Genomic DNA, 15487 nt, shown 5'->3' with positions numbered 1-15487 from the left:
GAGCGTGCTGGAGCGGCTGACGAGAATCGAACTCAAACCGTGGTGGGGGCAGCCAGCGTCGGGTCCTGACCGGAGTGGCGCAGCGCCTCGGCGACGAATCCGGACGCCACCAGCTCGGTCACGAGTTCACTGAGGAACTGCGCGGTCTTCGGACGCCGCCCCTTCGTGGTACCCATGGCCTGCCGGATCGTCATGAACGCGGGTTCCAGCAGGCGCAGTTCGGCCCGCCGGGAAACGTGCGCGGTCAGCGGTTGGCGGATGCCGGCCGCCACGTCCAGGCCCTCGGCGTGAAAGACGTCGACCCCCTCGTCGCCGCGCACCACGGTGGCGTGACGCAGGGTGCGGCTCAGGTAGAGGTCGTACGCGGACCCTTTCTTGACGCCGACGCGCACCCCGTCCCGGTCCACGTCATCGGCAGATACAAACGCCGAGTTCACCGGAGCCGCGTACACCCCCTCAATGTGCACGTACGGCGTGGTGAACGCGACGTCCTTCTCACGCTCCGGATCCACGGCGAGGAAACACAGGTCGGCGCGGCCCTCGGCCATCGCGGCGTACGACTTGCGGGCCGCATCGAAGCAGATGAACCGCACCGGCAGAGCCAGCCGCGCGGCAACCTCACGGGCAAGCGCGACCGTGACTCCGGACGGCTCGTCGGGGGTGCCCTGGGCAAGGACCGGGTTGCCGAGATTGATGGAGGCGCGCAGCACTCCGGTGGGCGCCAGGTCGTGCACAAGCTCCGCGTCTATGGGCGTCATGGCCCGAGCCTAGGACAGCAAAGAACCCCCGGGTCCACGACCTGGGGGTTCAAACAAGAGCGGGTGACGAGAATCGAACTCGCACTCTCAGCTTGGGAAGCTGATGTTCTACCACTAAACTACACCCGCGTAGGACGCCGTCCGAGACGGTGTCGTAATGCCGCACACTCTACCTCATGCCGGGCCCCGGGTGTTTTCTCCCCGGGGCTTCCTGGTGTCCGGGGGGCGTTCGGGGCGTGGATGGCGCTGCGGGGCGCGGGAGTTGGGGCGTACCGTGAGGGGTCGGAGTGCCGCCTGGAGGGGCGCCCCTTTCGTCCCGTAATGTGGCCCTTCGTCGTCAGCTCGCGTACGCGCACCGTGCGTGCACTGTGCGAGGAGCTGCGAGCTCAACTACGGCTTTGGGGAAGGGACTCGAGGACTTGATGGAGCGCACCGTCGTCCGTTGTGCCGAAGGGCACGTGTTCAGCACCGCTTCGTTCCCGATGCAGAAGGCCGACCGGCTCGGGCCCGGCCGTCTCATCCGCTGTCCACGATGTGCCCGGCTGCGGCATGCCGTGCCGGTCACGGCGCAGAAGCGGTAGCGGGGCGCGACCGGAGACGGTCGCAGGCGACAGCAGGGCGACAGCAGTGAGGCGCGCGGGAACCGTCCGATTGGGGCGGGCCCGCGCGCTCTGCGTATCCTCGGTGCGTGCTTCTCTCAGACAAGGACATCCGGGCCGAGATCGACGCCGGACGGGTACGGATCGATCCGTACGACGAATCCATGGTGCAGCCCTCGAGCATCGATGTGCGGCTCGACCGCTACTTCCGGGTGTTCGAGAACCACCGCTACCCCCACATCGACCCTTCCGTCGAGCAGGCCGACCTGACGCGGCTCGTGGAGCCCGAGGGTGACGAGCCGTTCATCCTCCACCCCGGGGAGTTCGTGCTCGCCTCGACGTATGAGGTCATCAGCCTGCCCGACGACCTCGCGAGCCGGTTGGAGGGCAAGTCCAGCCTGGGACGCCTCGGGCTCGTCACGCACTCCACCGCCGGGTTCATCGACCCGGGGTTCAGCGGGCACGTGACCCTGGAGCTGTCGAACCTCGCCACGCTGCCGATCAAGCTCTGGCCGGGGATGAAGATCGGGCAGCTGTGCATGTTCCGGCTGACCTCACCCGCCGAGTCGCCCTACGGGTCGGAGCGGTACGGGTCGCGTTATCAGGGGCAGCGCGGGCCGACCGCCTCCCGCTCCTTCCTCAATTTCCATCGGACACAGGTGTGACATCCAGCATGAGTGACGTGCGCGAGAATCTTTCGTACGAGAAGTTCGGCCGTGCTGTGCGGGAGCTCGCGCAGACCATTGCCGACGACGGGTACCAGCCGGATGTCGTGCTCTCCATCGCCCGCGGTGGTGTCTTCGTCGCGGGCGGGCTCGCCTACGCGCTCGACTGCAAGAACATCCACCTGGTGAATGTGGAGTTCTACACAGGGGTCGGAACCACCCTGGAAATGCCCGTCATGCTCGCGCCCGTGCCGAACGCGATCGACTTCACCGACAAGAAGGTCTTGATCGCTGATGATGTCGCCGATACCGGGAAGACGCTGAAGCTCGTCCATGACTTCTGCCTCGATCATGTGGCTGAAGTGCGGTCCGCCGTTGTCTATGAGAAGTCGCACTCGCTCGTGAAGTGCGAGTACGTGTGGAAGCGGACCGATGAGTGGATCAACTTCCCGTGGAGTGTCGAGCCGCCCGTCGTGAAGCGTGCGGGGCAGGTTCTCGACGCCTGAACATGTGAACAGGCGTGAACGGAAGGGCCCCGGTGGACTCTCGTCCACCGGGGCCCTTCCGCGTGCTCGTCCTCGTACTAGAACGTGCCCAGCTTGATGATCGCCAGGATCGCCAGGAGCTGGATCGACGCCGCGCCCAGCGCCTTCGGCCACGGCAGGTCGTGCGACTTGCTCACCATCGTGGTGAGCAGCGCGCCCGCCGCGATCCAGGTCACCCAGCCGAGCAGCTGTACGAAGGGCTGGCCGCCGCCGAGGAACATCGCGACCACCACGCGGGGCGCGTCCGTGATCGACATGATCAGCATGGAGAGGCCGACCGTCGGCTGCCAGGCGCCGTCGCCGCCGAGCTGGCGGGCGAGGGTGTGCGTGACCACGCCCAGGATGAAGGTGCTGATCGTGATCGCGACGCCGGTCGTCAGGACGAACGGGACGGCCGACGAGAGCGTGGCGTTGATCGCGTCCTCGCGGGCCGCGTCGAAGCCGAAGATCGCAAGCAGGCCGTACAGGAACGTCACGATGACGGCCGGGGCCCACATCGCGTAGTCCCGCATCTGCAGGAAGGTCGGGCCCGGGCGCAGCACGATGCCGCGCAGCAGGTCCTTCCAGTGCAGCCGCGGGCCCATCGGCGGGGCGCTCGCCTGGCCCGCGCGGTAGGTGTCGCCCTGGGTGTACGGGTCCTCGCCGATGGAGAAGGCCTGGGTGTGACCCGGGTTGTTCGCGGCGTACGGGTCGTAGCCGCCCTGTCCCCCTGGTCCGCCGTGAGCGGGGTCATCCGGTCCGCCGAAGTACTCCGGCTCCCCGTGATTGCCGCCCGCCTGCGGCCACTGCTGCCCGCCGGGGCCGCCGGGGCCGCCATGCCCGCCCGGCCCCTGGCCGTAGGGCTGACGCCCGTACTGCTGAGGGCCCGGAGGCGCCTGCGGATAGCCGTACGGCGGCTGCTGGCCCTGGGGGGCCTGCTGCCCGTACGGCTCCTGCCGCGGTCGTTGTTGCGGTCGCGCTTGCGGGGCGCGGTTGTCCCGGCCGCGTCCGATCCTGAATCCAGCCACGAATCGAACGTACCTGGTCTGAAGGGGTCGAGTCGTCCCTCCCCAGGAGGAGAGGGGCTTTGCCGCCGACCTGTGACAACCCCTAGGGGGATCCCCGAGGGGTCAGTGGCCGAGCACCGCTCCGTAGGCCGGCGGGTCCGACGAGGCGGGCAGGGAAAGGGACTTCGGGGTGATGACCGGGCCGGGTGAGAAGGAGGGCAGGTGCCAGACGCCGCCCGCCGCGGCGTTCTCGCCGGGCGCGGCGGCGTTCAGGTCCGCGTGGCCGTCGCCGTTGTGGTCGTTGATGGTGAGCGCCGCGCCGAAGGCGTCACCCGTTTCGGCGACGCCCGGTACACCCTCGGAGTTCTGCTGGTAGCCGACCCCCGTCGCCGACCCGGACGCGTCGAGGAGGCCGATCGCGCCGCCCTTGAGGACGGTGAAACTGCCCGCACGGGCCGCGCTGCCGACCGCCTCGCCGGGGGCGCCCGCGATCAGGTCGTCGTGGCCGTCGGCGTCGATGTCCGCCACGGCGAGCGCGTCGCCGAAGCCGTCACCGGTCTCGGCGACGCCGGGCACGCCCGTGGTGTCCTGGTTGAACGTCTGCTGCTCCCAGCCGAAGCTGCCGTTGGCGCCGCCGAACCGGATGTGGATGCCGCCGCCCTTGGTGAGCTGCTCCGGACCGCACGGGTCGTCGATGTTCTCGTCGGCGATCTCGCGGCAGTTGCCGACGGCGAGGTCGTCGTAGCCGTCGCCGTTGAAGTCGCCGGAGGCGAGGGCGTTCGCGGCGCCGTTGGAGTTGTTCCAGAAGTTGCCCATGGAGCTCTCGTCCTTGTTCCAGCCGTAGAGGCGGAGGTGGGACTGGGTGTAGGGCTGGTTCTGCGTGTAGTAGCCGAGGGCGAGGTCGGGAAGTCCGTCGGTGTTGAAGTCGCCGGTCGTCATGACGGGGGCGCGGCCGCCCATCCGGTCGCCCATGACGGTGCTGGTGTTGGCGGTGAGCGGGTTGAAGTTGGCGACGACCTTGTCCTTGCCGCCGATCGCCAGGTCGACGTCCGTGTCGCCGGTGAAGTCGGCGGCGACGACGGCGTTTCCGTACGTGTCGCCCGACGCGGCCCCGCGGGCGGCGGTGCCGGCCTCGGAGAAGCCGTCGCCCGCGCCGTACAGGACGGTGACCGAGCCGGCGTCGGTCTTGGCGTCGATGTCCTCGCCGGGGGCGCCGATGACGAGGTCGGCGTACGGGTCGTCGTCGATGTACGCGGAGGTGACGGCGGCCCCGAAGCGGTCACCGCCCTCCGGGGTGCCGGGCACCTCGACGGTGGCCTGCGTGATCCGCCGTGCGCCGTGCCGGCCGGGACCGTTCTCACCGCCGAAGACGACGCTGACGTAACCGGCCCTGGCCTTCCCGTCGACGCTGCCGCTGGGCACGCCGACGGCGAGGTCGGCGTAGCCGTCGCCGTTGAAGTCGCTCTCCACGGGGGTGGGTTCGGCGGCGACGGAGGTGCCCGCGAAGGGCAGGGCGAGGCCGGTGGCGGCCAGGGCGGTGGCCGTGGCGGCGATGGTGGTGACGCGTGCGCGCAGGGACACAAGGACTCCAACTCGTGTGTGGATACGGGAACTTCGGTACGGGTGATGCACAAGTCCGGGCGAGGGTGCCGTCTCAGTCATTGACCGCCTCACCCAGATGCGAGCCGGCAGCCAGGCCGTAGTCCGCCGGCCTGAGGAGGTCGTGGCCAGGGTGGCGACGGCGGCGATGATGCGTCTGCGCATGAGTCGTGTCCCTCGGTCAGCCCGCGAGGTCCGACCCGAAGGCCGAGTACGCCGTGGAGAGGCCGAGCCCGCTCGGGCCGAAGCTGGTGGATGCCGTCGTGGAGTAGAGGGAGCCCGACGTGCCGGGGAGATGCCATACGGCGCCCGCGTCGTCGTTCTCCTGGGAGGCCGTCGCGGTGAGGTCCTGGCGGCCGTCGGCGCCGATGTCCGAGGAGAGCAGGGTCGCGCCGAAGCCGTCGATGGACTCCGCGCTGCCGGGGACGCCGGGGCTGTCCTGGGTGAGGTTGAGCGCGCCGGTGGTGGTGAGGCCCGATGCGGAGCCGCGCAGGACGGTGACCGCGCCCGCGCCCACGATGAGGTCCGGTTCGGCGCCGAGGCTCTCGCCGGGGGCGCCTGCCGTCAGCTCCGCGTGGCCGTCGCCGTCGAGGTCGCCCACGGCCACCGACGCGCCGAAGTTGTCCCCGTACTCGGAGGCGCCGGGCACGCCCGCGCTGCTCTGCGTCAGGGTCGTACGGCGGGTGGCGCTCGGGCCCGACGAGGTGCCGTAGACGACGCTGACCTCGCCGCCCTTGGAGCCGGACGGCTCGTCGCCGGGCTCGTCGGGGTTGCCGACGGCGATGTCTCCGTAGCCGTCGCCGTCCAGGTCGCCGATGGCCGCCGTGGTGCCCGCGCGCAGGCTCGCGCCCTTGGTCAGGCCCGCCGATGTGCCCTTGTAGTAGACGGCCGCCCCGAGGTGGTCGCTGTCGGTCTTCCTGCCGGTGACCACCAGGTCGGCCTTGGCGTCGCCGTTCACCCGGCCCGCCGTGAGGGCCGGGCCTTCGAGCGGTGCGGCGTACGACGTGATGGTGCCGGTCGATCCTGACTTGGTGAACGGGCCGCGGATCAGGCGGATTTTGAAGGGATTGGTGCCGGTATCGCCCTGTGCGGACACGGCGATGTCCGGCTTCCCGTCTCCGGTGAAGTCGCCTGTGGCCAGGCCGAGCCCGAAGTAACTGCCGTGCAGCGGCTGGGGGTTGTCGACGGTCGTGCCGCCGGACAGGCCGCCCGCCGAGCCCCAGACGATCACCACCGTGCCCGCGTCCGGGTGGCTGCCGACCTTCTCGCGCGAGGACGTGACGACGAGGTCGCTGTATCCGTCGCGGTTCAGGTCGGCCGCCGCGATCCGGTGGCCGAACTCGTCGTCCGTCTCGGCCTCGCCCGGTACTCCGGGCGAGTTCTGGCTGATGACCGTGCGGCGGGCCGGGTCCGGGCTGCCGGAAGCCGATCCGTACGCCACGGCGACATGCCCCGCCCAGGACTTGCCGCCGACCGTGGCGGCCGGGGCGGAGATCGCCAGATCGCGGTGGCCGTCGCCGTTGAAATCTCCGGAGAGTCCGGACGGCGCGGCCGTGGCCGTGCCGGGCAGGGCGGAGAGCAGGGCGGTGACCAGGCCGGTGGTCGTGAGGGACGCGGCCAGGGGGATGGCGCGGAGGCGCACGGGAGCTCCCGGGTGAGAGATCGGGGAAGCCGGGCCCGCACGGGGGGAGCGTGCGGGCCCGGCGGCCTTGGGGAGGGCCTTGGGGGAATGGGGAGGAGTGAAGTAGCTGGTCAGTCCGCGAAGTTGGAGCCCAGGCGCGGGGTGCCCGTGGCGGAGATGCCGACCGTGGACGTGTAGATGCCGGCGCCGGAGGTGAGCGTGCCGTCGGCGTTGGAGTCCAGGACGTAGAAGGCGCCGTTGGCACCGTTCTCGCCCAGTGCGCCGATGGCGACCTCGCCGCGGCCGTCCGCGTTCAGGTCGTCGATGTGGACGTCCGAGCCGAAGTAGTCGTTCGTCTCATGGGAGTTGGGGACGCCCGGGGTGTCCTGGCTGAGCAGGACCGCGCCCTGCGTGGAGAGACCCGAGCCGTCCGCGGCGCCGTAGACGAGGGTCGCCGAGCCCGCGTCCGAGACGCCGTCCAGGTCCTCGCCGGGGGAGCTGACGACGAGGTCGAGGTGGCCGTCGCCGTTGATGTCGCCGAGGTCCAGCTCGGCGCCGAAGTTGTCGCCGTTCTCGCTGCCGCCGGGGATGCCCGGCGAGTCCTGGGTGATGGTCTCGCTGCCGCCGTAGGGGCCGTTGGCGTTGCCCTTCACGACGTACACCGTGCCGCCCTTGTTGGCGCCGTCGATGCCTTCGTCCCAGGTCAGGCCGATGATGACGTCGCCGTAGCCATCGCTGTCCGTGTCGCCCACGTCGGTGATGTAGCCGGCGGGCAGCCGCTGGACGCCGGTCGTGGTGATGCCGTTCGCGCTGCCGGGCAGCCAGAGGTTGGCGTTGTAGCCGTCCGCCGTGGAGTAGCCGTCGACGATCAGGTCGTCGCGGCCGTCGCCGTTGACGTCGCCGGAGTGCAGGTTGAAGGGGCCCGCGCCTTCGCCGCTGTGGATGGGCGGCAGGACCGTGTAGTGGTCGCCGGGGGTGCCGGTGCGGGCGATGCCGCCGTCGAAGAGGTCGATCGTGGCGGCGCCCGAGCTCGCGCCCACGGCGAGGTCGTCCGTGCCGTCGCCGTCGAAGTCGCCCGCCTGGATGGGGCCGCCGAACTTGTCGTGCTTGGTGGGGCGCGGGTCCGCGAGCGTGCTGCCGCCGGACAGGCCGGCCGCCGAGCCCCACAGGATCTGTACGGTGCCGCCGTCCACGTCCGTGCCGACGTCCTCGCCGATCGCGGCCACCGCGAGGTCGTCGTAGCCGTCGCGGTCGAAGTCGCCGTACGCGGTGTCCGCGCCGAAGGCGTCGCCCGCCTCGGCGGTTCCGGGGACGCCCGCGCTGTTCTGGCTGTAGGTGGTGTGCCGCCGCTCGGCGCCGCCGTACGTGACGACGACCTGGCCCGCCTTGTCCTTGCCGCCGACGTTCGCGTGCGTGGCGGAGGTGGCGAGGTCGGCCGCGCCGTCGCCGTTGAAGTCCGCGTCGTCCGGCTGGGTCGCCGCGGGGGCGGCGGTCGCGGTCGTCGTGGTGAGGGTGAGGAGGCCGCCTGTGAGGGCCGCGGCGGCGGCGGTGGCCGCGGCGAGGCGGCCGGGTCTGTGGGTACGGGGGGTGGGGCGCTTGTGCTTGGGCATGTTCTTGGGCTCCTGTTGTTTCGTGGGTTCGCAGGGCTGCGGGGTAATCGGGTGGGTGGGCGGGAAAGATCCGCCGCGAAGCGGCGGGCCTACCGTGCCAGTACGGTGCCGTACTCGCTCGCCCCGGTGAGCCCCAGCTTCCCCGGAGTCACCGAGACCACCGCCGGGTTCGGCCCCTCCTTCGGGGTCGCGGAGTACCAGACGCCGCCGGACCGGCCGTCCTCGCCCGGCGCGCCGACGGCAACGTCGGGGTACGCATCCCCGTTGAAGTCACCGGCGGCGACCCCGGCACCCAGGCGGTCGCCCGCCTCGGCCGTGCCCGCGACGCCCGCGGAGTTCTGACTGAAGGCGGGCCCCACCAGGGGCTGCCCCGTGCCGGCCGATGCGAGGACCCAGTACGTGCCCGCGTTCGCCGCGGTGCCCACCGCCTCCGCGTCGCCGCCTACGACCAACTCGTCGATCCCGTCCCGGTCGAGGTTGGCCACCGCCAGCGATGCGCCGAAGTTGTCCCCGGACTCCGGGCTGCCGCCGACCTCGGGCGTGCTCTGCGTGGTGCACGCGGAGCCGCCGCCGAGCGCGGCGCCCTGCTTGCCGTACACGGTGAGGACCGCGCCGCCGAGCCGGTCCTCGCAATGGGTGCCGTCCGCCTCCGGGTTCGGCGTGACGCCGCCGAGCGCGAGGTCGGCCGTGCCGTCCCCGTCGAAGTCGCCCGCGGCGACCGACGTGCCGTAGTCGCCGGTGCTCCAGAAGTTCCGCCACTCGCCGGACGCCTTGCGGACGACGAAGGTGCCTGAGCTCTCCATGCCCTTGTACGTCACCGCGAGGTCGTCCTTGCCGTCCCCGTCGAAGTCGGCGGAGGCGTAGGCGCGCGGGCCGCCGAACTGGTGGTTCTCGACGAGGGCGGGCCTGGTGTTCGTCGCCGACGTGATGGGCCCGGGGCGCATCATCGTCGCCGTGCCCTCCTCACCGGCGATGGGGAAGACGAGGTCCTGCGTGCCGTCGCCGTCGTAGTCGCCGGTACTGAGCGCCCCGCCGATCCTGGAGTCCTCGGAACCGCCCTTGGCGGCCGTGATGCCACCCTTGGCGAAGCCGCCCGCAGAGCCCCACAGCACGGAGATGGTGCCCACGTCGGGGGTGGTGTCGATGGCCTCGCCGGGCGCCGACGCGATCAGGTCGCTGTAGCCGTCGCCGTTCAGATCGGCGGAGTGGACGGCCGTGCCGAAGCGGTCGTCGGCCTCCACCGTGCCGGGGACGCCGGCCGTGCCCTGGCCGACGTTCGTCGAGCCGTGCTTCCCGAGCCCGGAGGCGCCGCCCCACACCACATTCACGTACCCGGCCTTGGCCTTGCCGCCGACCGTCGCGCCCGGCACGCCGACCGCGAGGTCCACGTACCCGTCGCCGTTGTAGTCCGCCCTGAGCTTCGACGGCTCGGCGGCGGACGCGCCGCCCGCCGTCAGGCCCGCCACACCGAGCGCGGTGGCGGCGCAGAGCGCGCCAGCCGCCAGGATCTTGTTCCGCGCGGGTCGCCGCGGATGGTCAGCCGTAGAGGCCACTGAGAAGTCTCCAACTCACGTATGAACAAAGGGATGTTGAGGCAGAAAGTGCTATCGGATCGTCCGGCCGAAGCCCGCGCCCGCCGTGCCGACCCCGAAGTCCGAGCCGTTGAAGGACGCCGCGTACGACGAGGTCAGGCCCGTCGCCGTGCCGCGCAGCACCCACACCGCGCCGACGTCCCGCGTCGTGCCGATGTCCTCGCCGGTCGCGCCGGTGGCCAGGTCCGCCTTGCCGTTCTTGTTGATGTCCTTGAGGCGTACGGAGGTGCCGAAGTCGTCGCCCGGCTCGCCCGCGCCGGGCACGCCGGCGGTCTCCTGGTGCCAGGACTGCCCCGAAGTGAAGCTGCCCGCAGAGGACTTGAGGAGGGTGACGCTGCCGGTCCCGGCCACCGTGCCGACCGTCTCGCCAGGCGCGCCCACCGCGAGGTCGGGCAGGCCGTCGCCGGTGACGTCGCCCGCCGAGACGGAGGCGCCGAAGCCGTCGCCCGCCTCGTCGGAGCCGGGAACGCCCGCGCTGTCCTGGTCGTACGTCACCGGGGCACCGAACGCACGGTCACCACCGAGCCGGACAGTGACCGAACCACCCTCCCCCGCACGGGAGTTGCCAGTGACGAGATCGTCGTAACCATCGCCGTTGACATCACCGGCGGTGGCCGCGTCGCGCGTCGCCGTCGGGTCGTCACCCTCGCCGAGGACCTCGGCCTGGTAGCCGTAGTCGCCGAAGCCGCCGTTCATGTGTGCGGTGTAGGCACCGCCGTCCGCGCGCTCGCCGTACAGGACGAGGCCGTTGCCGTCCTTGACCTTGAACTTGCCCGCGATCAGGCCGTCGAGGCGGGCGCCGTCGGGGATGAAGTCGACCTCCAGGCCGTGTACGCGGCCGTCCTCGCCCGCGCCGGAGTAGTACCACCAGTTGTCGCCGCTGATCACGCTCAGCTGGGGCGAGCCGTCGCCGTCGAAGTCGGTCCAGACGGTGGCCTCGCCGTAGCGGCCCGTGGTGTCGGCGGGGGAGTTCAGGACGCGGCCGCCGGAGGTGAAGCCGCCCTGGCCGCCCCACAGGATGGTGACGGAGCCGGACGGCTTGCCTTCCACCTTCTCGCCGGGGGCGCCGACGATCAGGTCGGCGAAGCCGTCGCGGTTCACGTCACCGCTGGTGACGTTCTCGCCGAACTCGTCCTCGGGCTCGGTGACTCCGGGGACCTGGGTCGAGTTCTGGCTGAGGGTGACCGCGCGGTTGGCCGCGACACCGGATGCCGAACCGAACGTCACCGTCACGGAGTTGCTGCCGGGAGTGCCGATCGCGAGGTCGCGGTAGCCGTCGCCGTTGTAGTCGTCCTTGAGGGTGGACGCGGCGCTCGCCGTCCCGGCGAGCGGCAGGCTCAGCCCCGCGGCGGCGAGGGCCGCGACGCTCGCGGCGATGGCCAGGTTTCGTACGCGCACGTGGAACTCCCGGGAGTGGGGCGATACTTCCGGGGGTGTGACCTGTGAGACGTACGAATGGTTGTGCGAGAGAGGAGAGAAGGTGACGCCCAGATGAACCCCGGGCCCCAAAGGGGCGCGGGGAACTGCGCGCCCAGCCCCCTCCGGCCTTCAGACGGACTACGAGCCGTCCCCCATGGCAAGGAACTCCTGGGTGGAAAACGTCAATTGAGGCTTACGCGCGACAAGGTCCCCTGTCATTCCGGGATAAACCCCCACAGAGTCCGCCCCATCCCCCCGAGCCGTCCGCAGGACAAGATCACCGAGCCCGTCCCCGTCGAAGTCGGCAACGCCAAGAACCTGAGTGGTGCCCTCCGCAGAGGGATCGACAATCGCCGACGCGCTGGCGTCGAGCCCACCCGCACGGCCCCGGAAGACGCGAACCTCCCCCACACCGCCGCCACTCCCGCTACCGCCCCCACTCATGACCAGCTCACTCAGCCCGTCACCGTCGAGGTCACCGGCATCCAAGGAGACCCGCCGCGCCTCTAGCGCGGAGCGCCCGGCACCCGGAACGTCATAGCGCAGAGCCACGCCCCGCGGCCCCGCGACGGCCGCGTCCGTCGCCGCCTTGCCCTTGCCGAACCGCCCGAACGCGACGTCCGTACCGGAGGGGAAGAGCACCCCGGTCTCGGCGGGACCCTTCGGCCCACCGAGGACGAGCGCGCTGGTGGCGGCGCCCGACGCGTCGGCGGCCTTGCGGACGAGGAGGTCGTCGTAGCCGTCCCGGTCCACATCGGTGGCCTCGCCGGTGACGAGGTCGTTGCCGGGCGCGGCCAGCGGCTTCCCGGCGGCGCGCGCGGCGCCGGTCCGCTTGAACGGGCCGCGCAGGAAGGTCAGCCGGGCGCCGCTCGCGTGCAGCACGAGGTCGCTCGCGCCGTCCCCGTCGAAGTCGCCGCAGACCGGCTGGTCCGACCAGTCGTTGCCGATCCGGGCCTGCGCGGGCACCCGCACCTTCACGGCCTTGCCGGTCAGGCCCTTGGGCGAGCCGAAGAGGATCTGCAGTGGCACGGGCGGCTGGCCGAGGCCGTCGTACGGCGGGTCGGTGGAGACCAGCAGATCGGTGAAGCCGTCCTTGTCGAGGTCGCAGGAGGCCTCCGACTCGAAGGCGGCGGGCAGCTCGCCCTTGGTCCGCGCCCCGTTGGCCCGCGCGCTCAGCAACTGCCGCGCGCCGGGCCGCAGTCCGCTCCGCGATCCGTAGACGACGCCGATGCCCGCGTCGTCGCCGTGGCCGCGGTGCACGAGATCGTCGAGTACGAGATCGGGGGCGCCGTCACCGTTGAAGTCGTCGGCGGTCTTGCTGCCGTCGCCCCGGGGGATGGGCAGCGGCGCGGACGCCTTGCCCTGGTCGGCCATGCCGCCGACCGGGCGGTGCTCGGGGGACGCGTCGCCGTCACCGCCGCTGCCGCAGCCGGCGAGCAGCAGGGCGCAGCCGAGCGTGGCCGCGGTCAGCCGTATCCGGGCGCGGCGTCCACGGCGTACGCGGAAGGCACCACGTACGCCGTCAGGTCTGCCGCTACGTCTGCCGCCGCGTCTGTCGCTCCGTATGCCCACCATCAACCCTGACCTCGACCGCCCCTTGAGACAACAACCAGCACAACAACCTGCACATGATGCTCCCGTTCCGGCAGGACGCAACAGGCCGGTCCCGCCTGCAAGGGCGGAACCGGCCTGAAACGCTGGCAGCGGGAGTTACTTCACCGGCTCGGGCTCCGGCTCGTCCGCGGTCTCCTGCGAACCCGCCGGGTCCACCGGCGTCTTCACGGACTCGAGGAGCAGCTGCGCGACGTCCACGACCGTGATCGACTCCTTGGCCTTGCCGTCGTTCTTCTTGCCGTTGACCGAGTCGGTCAGCATGACGAGGCAGAACGGGCAGGCGGTGGAGACGATGTCCGGGTTGAGCGAGAGCGCCTCATCGACACGCTCGTCGTTGATGCGCTTGCCGATCCGCTCCTCCATCCACATCCGGGCACCACCGGCGCCACAGCAGAAGCCGCGCTCCTTGTGGCGGTGCATCTCCTCGTTGCGCAGGCCCGGAACCTTGCCGATGATCTCGCGCGGAGGCGTGTAGATCTTGTTGTGGCGGCCCAGGTAGCAGGGGTCGTGGTACGTGATGATGCCCTCGACCGGGGTGACCGGGACCAGCTTGCCCTCGTCGACGAGGTGCTGGAGCAGCTGCGTGTGGTGGATGACTTCGTAGTCGCCGCCGAGCTGCGGGTACTCGTTGCCGATGGTGTTGAGGCAGTGCGGGCAGGTCGCGACGATCTTCTTCGCCGTCTTCGGCTTGGCCGACTCGGGCGTGACCTTGCCGTCGTCGTCGAGCTCCTCGCCGAACGCCATGTTCAGCGCCATCACGTTCTCCTGGCCGAGCTGCTGGAACAGCGGCTCGTTGCCCAGGCGGCGTGCGGAGTCACCGGTGCACTTCTCGTCGCCGCCCATGATCGCGAACTTGACGCCCGCGATGTTGAGCAGCTCGGCGAAGGCCTTCGTCGTCTTCTTGGCGCGGTCTTCCAACGCACCCGCGCAACCGACCCAGTAGAGGTACTCGACCTCGGTGAGGTCCTCGATGTCCTTGCCGACGACCGGCACCTCGAAGTCGAGCTCCTTGAGCCACTCCAGGCGCTGCTTCTTCGCCAGGCCCCAGGGGTTGCCCTTCTTCTCCAGGTTCTTGAGCATCGTGCCCGCCTCGGACGGGAACGCGCTCTCGATCATCACCTGGTAGCGGCGCATGTCGACGATGTGGTCGATGTGCTCGATGTCCACCGGGCACTGCTCGACGCAGGCGCCGCAGCTGGTGCAGGACCACAGGACGTCGGGGTCGATGACGCCGTTCTCCTCGGCGGTGCCGATGAGGGGGCGCTCGGCCTCCGCGATGGCGGCGGCGGGAACGTCCTTGAGCTGCTCCTCCGTCGCCTTCTCATTGCCCTCCATGTCCTTGCCGCCGCCGGCGAGCAGGTAGGGGGCCTTGGCGTGCGCGTGGTCGCGCAGCGACATGATCAGGAGCTTCGGGGAGAGCGGCTTGCCGGTGTTCCAGGCGGGGCACTGCGACTGGCAGCGGCCGCACTCGGTGCACGTACTGAAGTCGAGCAGGCCCTTCCAGGAGAACTGCTCGACCTGGCTGACGCCGAACACGGCGTCGTCGGCCGGGTCCTCCCAGTCGATCGGCTTGCCACCGGACGTCATGGGCTGCAGCTCACCGAGGGTGGTGGAGCCGTCGGCCTCGCGCTTGAACCAGATGTTCGGGAAGGCGAGGAAGCGGTGCCAGGCGACACCCATGTTGGTGTTGAGCGCGACGACGATCATCCAGATGAAGGACGTCGCGATCTTCAGCCCCGCGAAGAAGTACGTGAGGTTCTGCAGCGTCGAGACGTCGAGGTTCTGGAACGCCGAGACCACCGGGTACGAGATGAAGAACGACGCCTCGTAGCTGTCGACGTGGTGCTGGGCGCCTTCCAGGGCGTGCAGCGTGAAGATGCAGACGCCGACGATGAGGATGACGGCCTCGACGAAGTACGCCTGGCCCTTCTTGGAGCCCGCGAAGCGGGACTTGCGGCCCGGCTTGTTGTCGGGCTTGCTCAGCTGCCGGATGACGATCAGCGTCGCGATGCCGAGCACCGTCATCGTGCCGAGGAACTCGACGAAGACGTTGTACGGCGCCCACTCGCCGATGATCGGCAGCATCCAGTCGGCCTTGAAGAGCTGGCCGATGGCGTTGACGATCGTCAGGAGCAGCGAGAAGAAGCCCACCGCCACGAACCAGTGCGCGACACCGACGATGCCCCATCGGTTCATCCGGGTGTGGCCGAGGAACTCCCTGGCCACCGTGATGGTGCGCTGCACGGGCTGGTCGGTGCGGGTGCCGGCGGGCACGTTCTGACCGAGCCGCATGAACTGGTAGATCTGCACGATGGCTCGGCCGAACAGCGCGACGCCGACCGCGATTAGGACCAGCGACACGATGATCGCGGCGAGTTGCATTTGGGGGCTCCTCGGGCCTGCGAGGCGAACTATTACTAAGCGGTAACTTATGCAGTCCGTCTGAGACTACCCACTTACTCCGCCGCACTGTAGCCAG

11 protein-coding genes and 1 tRNA gene are annotated in these 15487 nt (G+C 70.5%); 2 read left to right on the top strand and 10 right to left on the bottom strand.

Annotation, left to right across the window (positions count from 1 at the left end):
• Window positions 1–32: 32 nt before the first annotated feature.
• Together AB0G47_RS27675 and AB0G47_RS27670 are read right to left on the bottom strand one after the other, a co-directional pair.
• The gene (locus tag AB0G47_RS27675) at window positions 33–758 is read right to left on the bottom strand and encodes a transporter substrate-binding domain-containing protein (protein WP_360775272.1); all 726 of its coding nucleotides are present in this window, start codon (window positions 756–758) and stop codon (window positions 33–35) included.
• 58 nt (window positions 759–816) lie between these two features.
• A tRNA-Gly gene (locus AB0G47_RS27670) sits at window positions 817–887 on the bottom strand.
• A gap of 559 nt (window positions 888–1446) precedes the next feature.
• On the opposite strand from AB0G47_RS27670, the gene dcd reads away from it, so the two are divergent.
• Window positions 1447–2022 (top strand): dCTP deaminase, encoded by a 576-nt coding sequence (gene dcd, locus AB0G47_RS27665; RefSeq protein WP_121787742.1) that lies wholly within the window; start codon window positions 1447–1449, stop codon window positions 2020–2022.
• A gap of 8 nt (window positions 2023–2030) precedes the next feature.
• Window positions 2031–2528 (top strand): phosphoribosyltransferase, encoded by a 498-nt coding sequence (locus AB0G47_RS27660; protein ID WP_360775268.1) that lies wholly within the window; start codon window positions 2031–2033, stop codon window positions 2526–2528.
• A 77-nt stretch (window positions 2529–2605) separates the two neighbouring features.
• Here AB0G47_RS27660 and AB0G47_RS27655 read toward each other — a convergent pair whose 3' ends face one another.
• The 8 genes from AB0G47_RS27655 to AB0G47_RS27620 form a co-directional block, all read right to left on the bottom strand.
• A complete protein-coding gene (locus AB0G47_RS27655; protein ID WP_360775265.1) occupies window positions 2606–3574 on the bottom strand; it encodes a Yip1 family protein in 969 nt (322 codons plus the stop codon).
• Window positions 3575–3676: 102 nt separating this feature from the next.
• Complete coding sequence (locus tag AB0G47_RS27650; RefSeq protein ID WP_360775263.1) at window positions 3677–5134, bottom strand: FG-GAP-like repeat-containing protein; 1458 nt, start codon at window positions 5132–5134, stop codon at window positions 3677–3679.
• Between the two features lie 199 nt (window positions 5135–5333).
• A complete protein-coding gene (locus tag AB0G47_RS27645; protein WP_360775260.1) occupies window positions 5334–6794 on the bottom strand; it encodes an FG-GAP and VCBS repeat-containing protein in 1461 nt (486 codons plus the stop codon).
• A 110-nt stretch (window positions 6795–6904) separates the two neighbouring features.
• Window positions 6905–8383 (bottom strand): FG-GAP repeat protein, encoded by a 1479-nt coding sequence (locus AB0G47_RS27640; protein WP_360775257.1) that lies wholly within the window; start codon window positions 8381–8383, stop codon window positions 6905–6907.
• Between the two features lie 89 nt (window positions 8384–8472).
• Window positions 8473–9936: an FG-GAP-like repeat-containing protein gene (locus AB0G47_RS27635; RefSeq protein ID WP_360775254.1), complete on the bottom strand. Its 1464-nt coding sequence runs from the start codon at window positions 9934–9936 to the stop codon at window positions 8473–8475.
• Between the two features lie 51 nt (window positions 9937–9987).
• Window positions 9988–11373 (bottom strand): FG-GAP repeat protein, encoded by a 1386-nt coding sequence (locus AB0G47_RS27630; protein ID WP_360775251.1) that lies wholly within the window; start codon window positions 11371–11373, stop codon window positions 9988–9990.
• Between the two features lie 159 nt (window positions 11374–11532).
• Entirely contained in the window at window positions 11533–12969 is a 1437-nt protein-coding gene (locus tag AB0G47_RS27625; RefSeq protein ID WP_360775248.1) for a VCBS repeat-containing protein, read from the bottom strand.
• Between the two features lie 135 nt (window positions 12970–13104).
• On the bottom strand, window positions 13105–15390 hold the full coding sequence (locus tag AB0G47_RS27620; protein WP_360775245.1) for a (Fe-S)-binding protein: 2286 nt from the start codon (window positions 15388–15390) through the stop codon (window positions 13105–13107).
• Between the last annotated feature and the right edge of the window lie 97 nt (window positions 15391–15487).

Source organism: Streptomyces sp. NPDC021622 (assembly GCF_040640795.1).
In the GTDB taxonomy this organism is placed as follows: Bacteria; Actinomycetota; Actinomycetes; order Streptomycetales; family Streptomycetaceae; genus Streptomyces.
The sequence above is the reverse complement of the archived record's forward strand: the minus strand, read 5'-3'. Positions and strand labels throughout refer to the sequence as shown.

What these genes read in the sequence shown, in the direction of transcription:
- AB0G47_RS27620 (WP_360775245.1), bottom strand. Translation starts at nt 15,390, where the DNA reads ATGCAACTCGCCGCGATCATCGTGTCGCTGGTCCTAATCGCGGTCGGC.
- AB0G47_RS27675 (WP_360775272.1), bottom strand. Translation starts at nt 758, where the DNA reads ATGACGCCCATAGACGCGGAGCTTGTGCACGACCTGGCGCCCACCGGA.
- AB0G47_RS27660 (WP_360775268.1), top strand. Translation starts at nt 2,031, where the DNA reads ATGAGTGACGTGCGCGAGAATCTTTCGTACGAGAAGTTCGGCCGTGCT.
- AB0G47_RS27640 (WP_360775257.1), bottom strand. Translation starts at nt 8,383, where the DNA reads ATGCCCAAGCACAAGCGCCCCACCCCCCGTACCCACAGACCCGGCCGC.
- AB0G47_RS27625 (WP_360775248.1), bottom strand. Translation starts at nt 12,969, where the DNA reads ATGGTGGGCATACGGAGCGACAGACGCGGCGGCAGACGTAGCGGCAGA.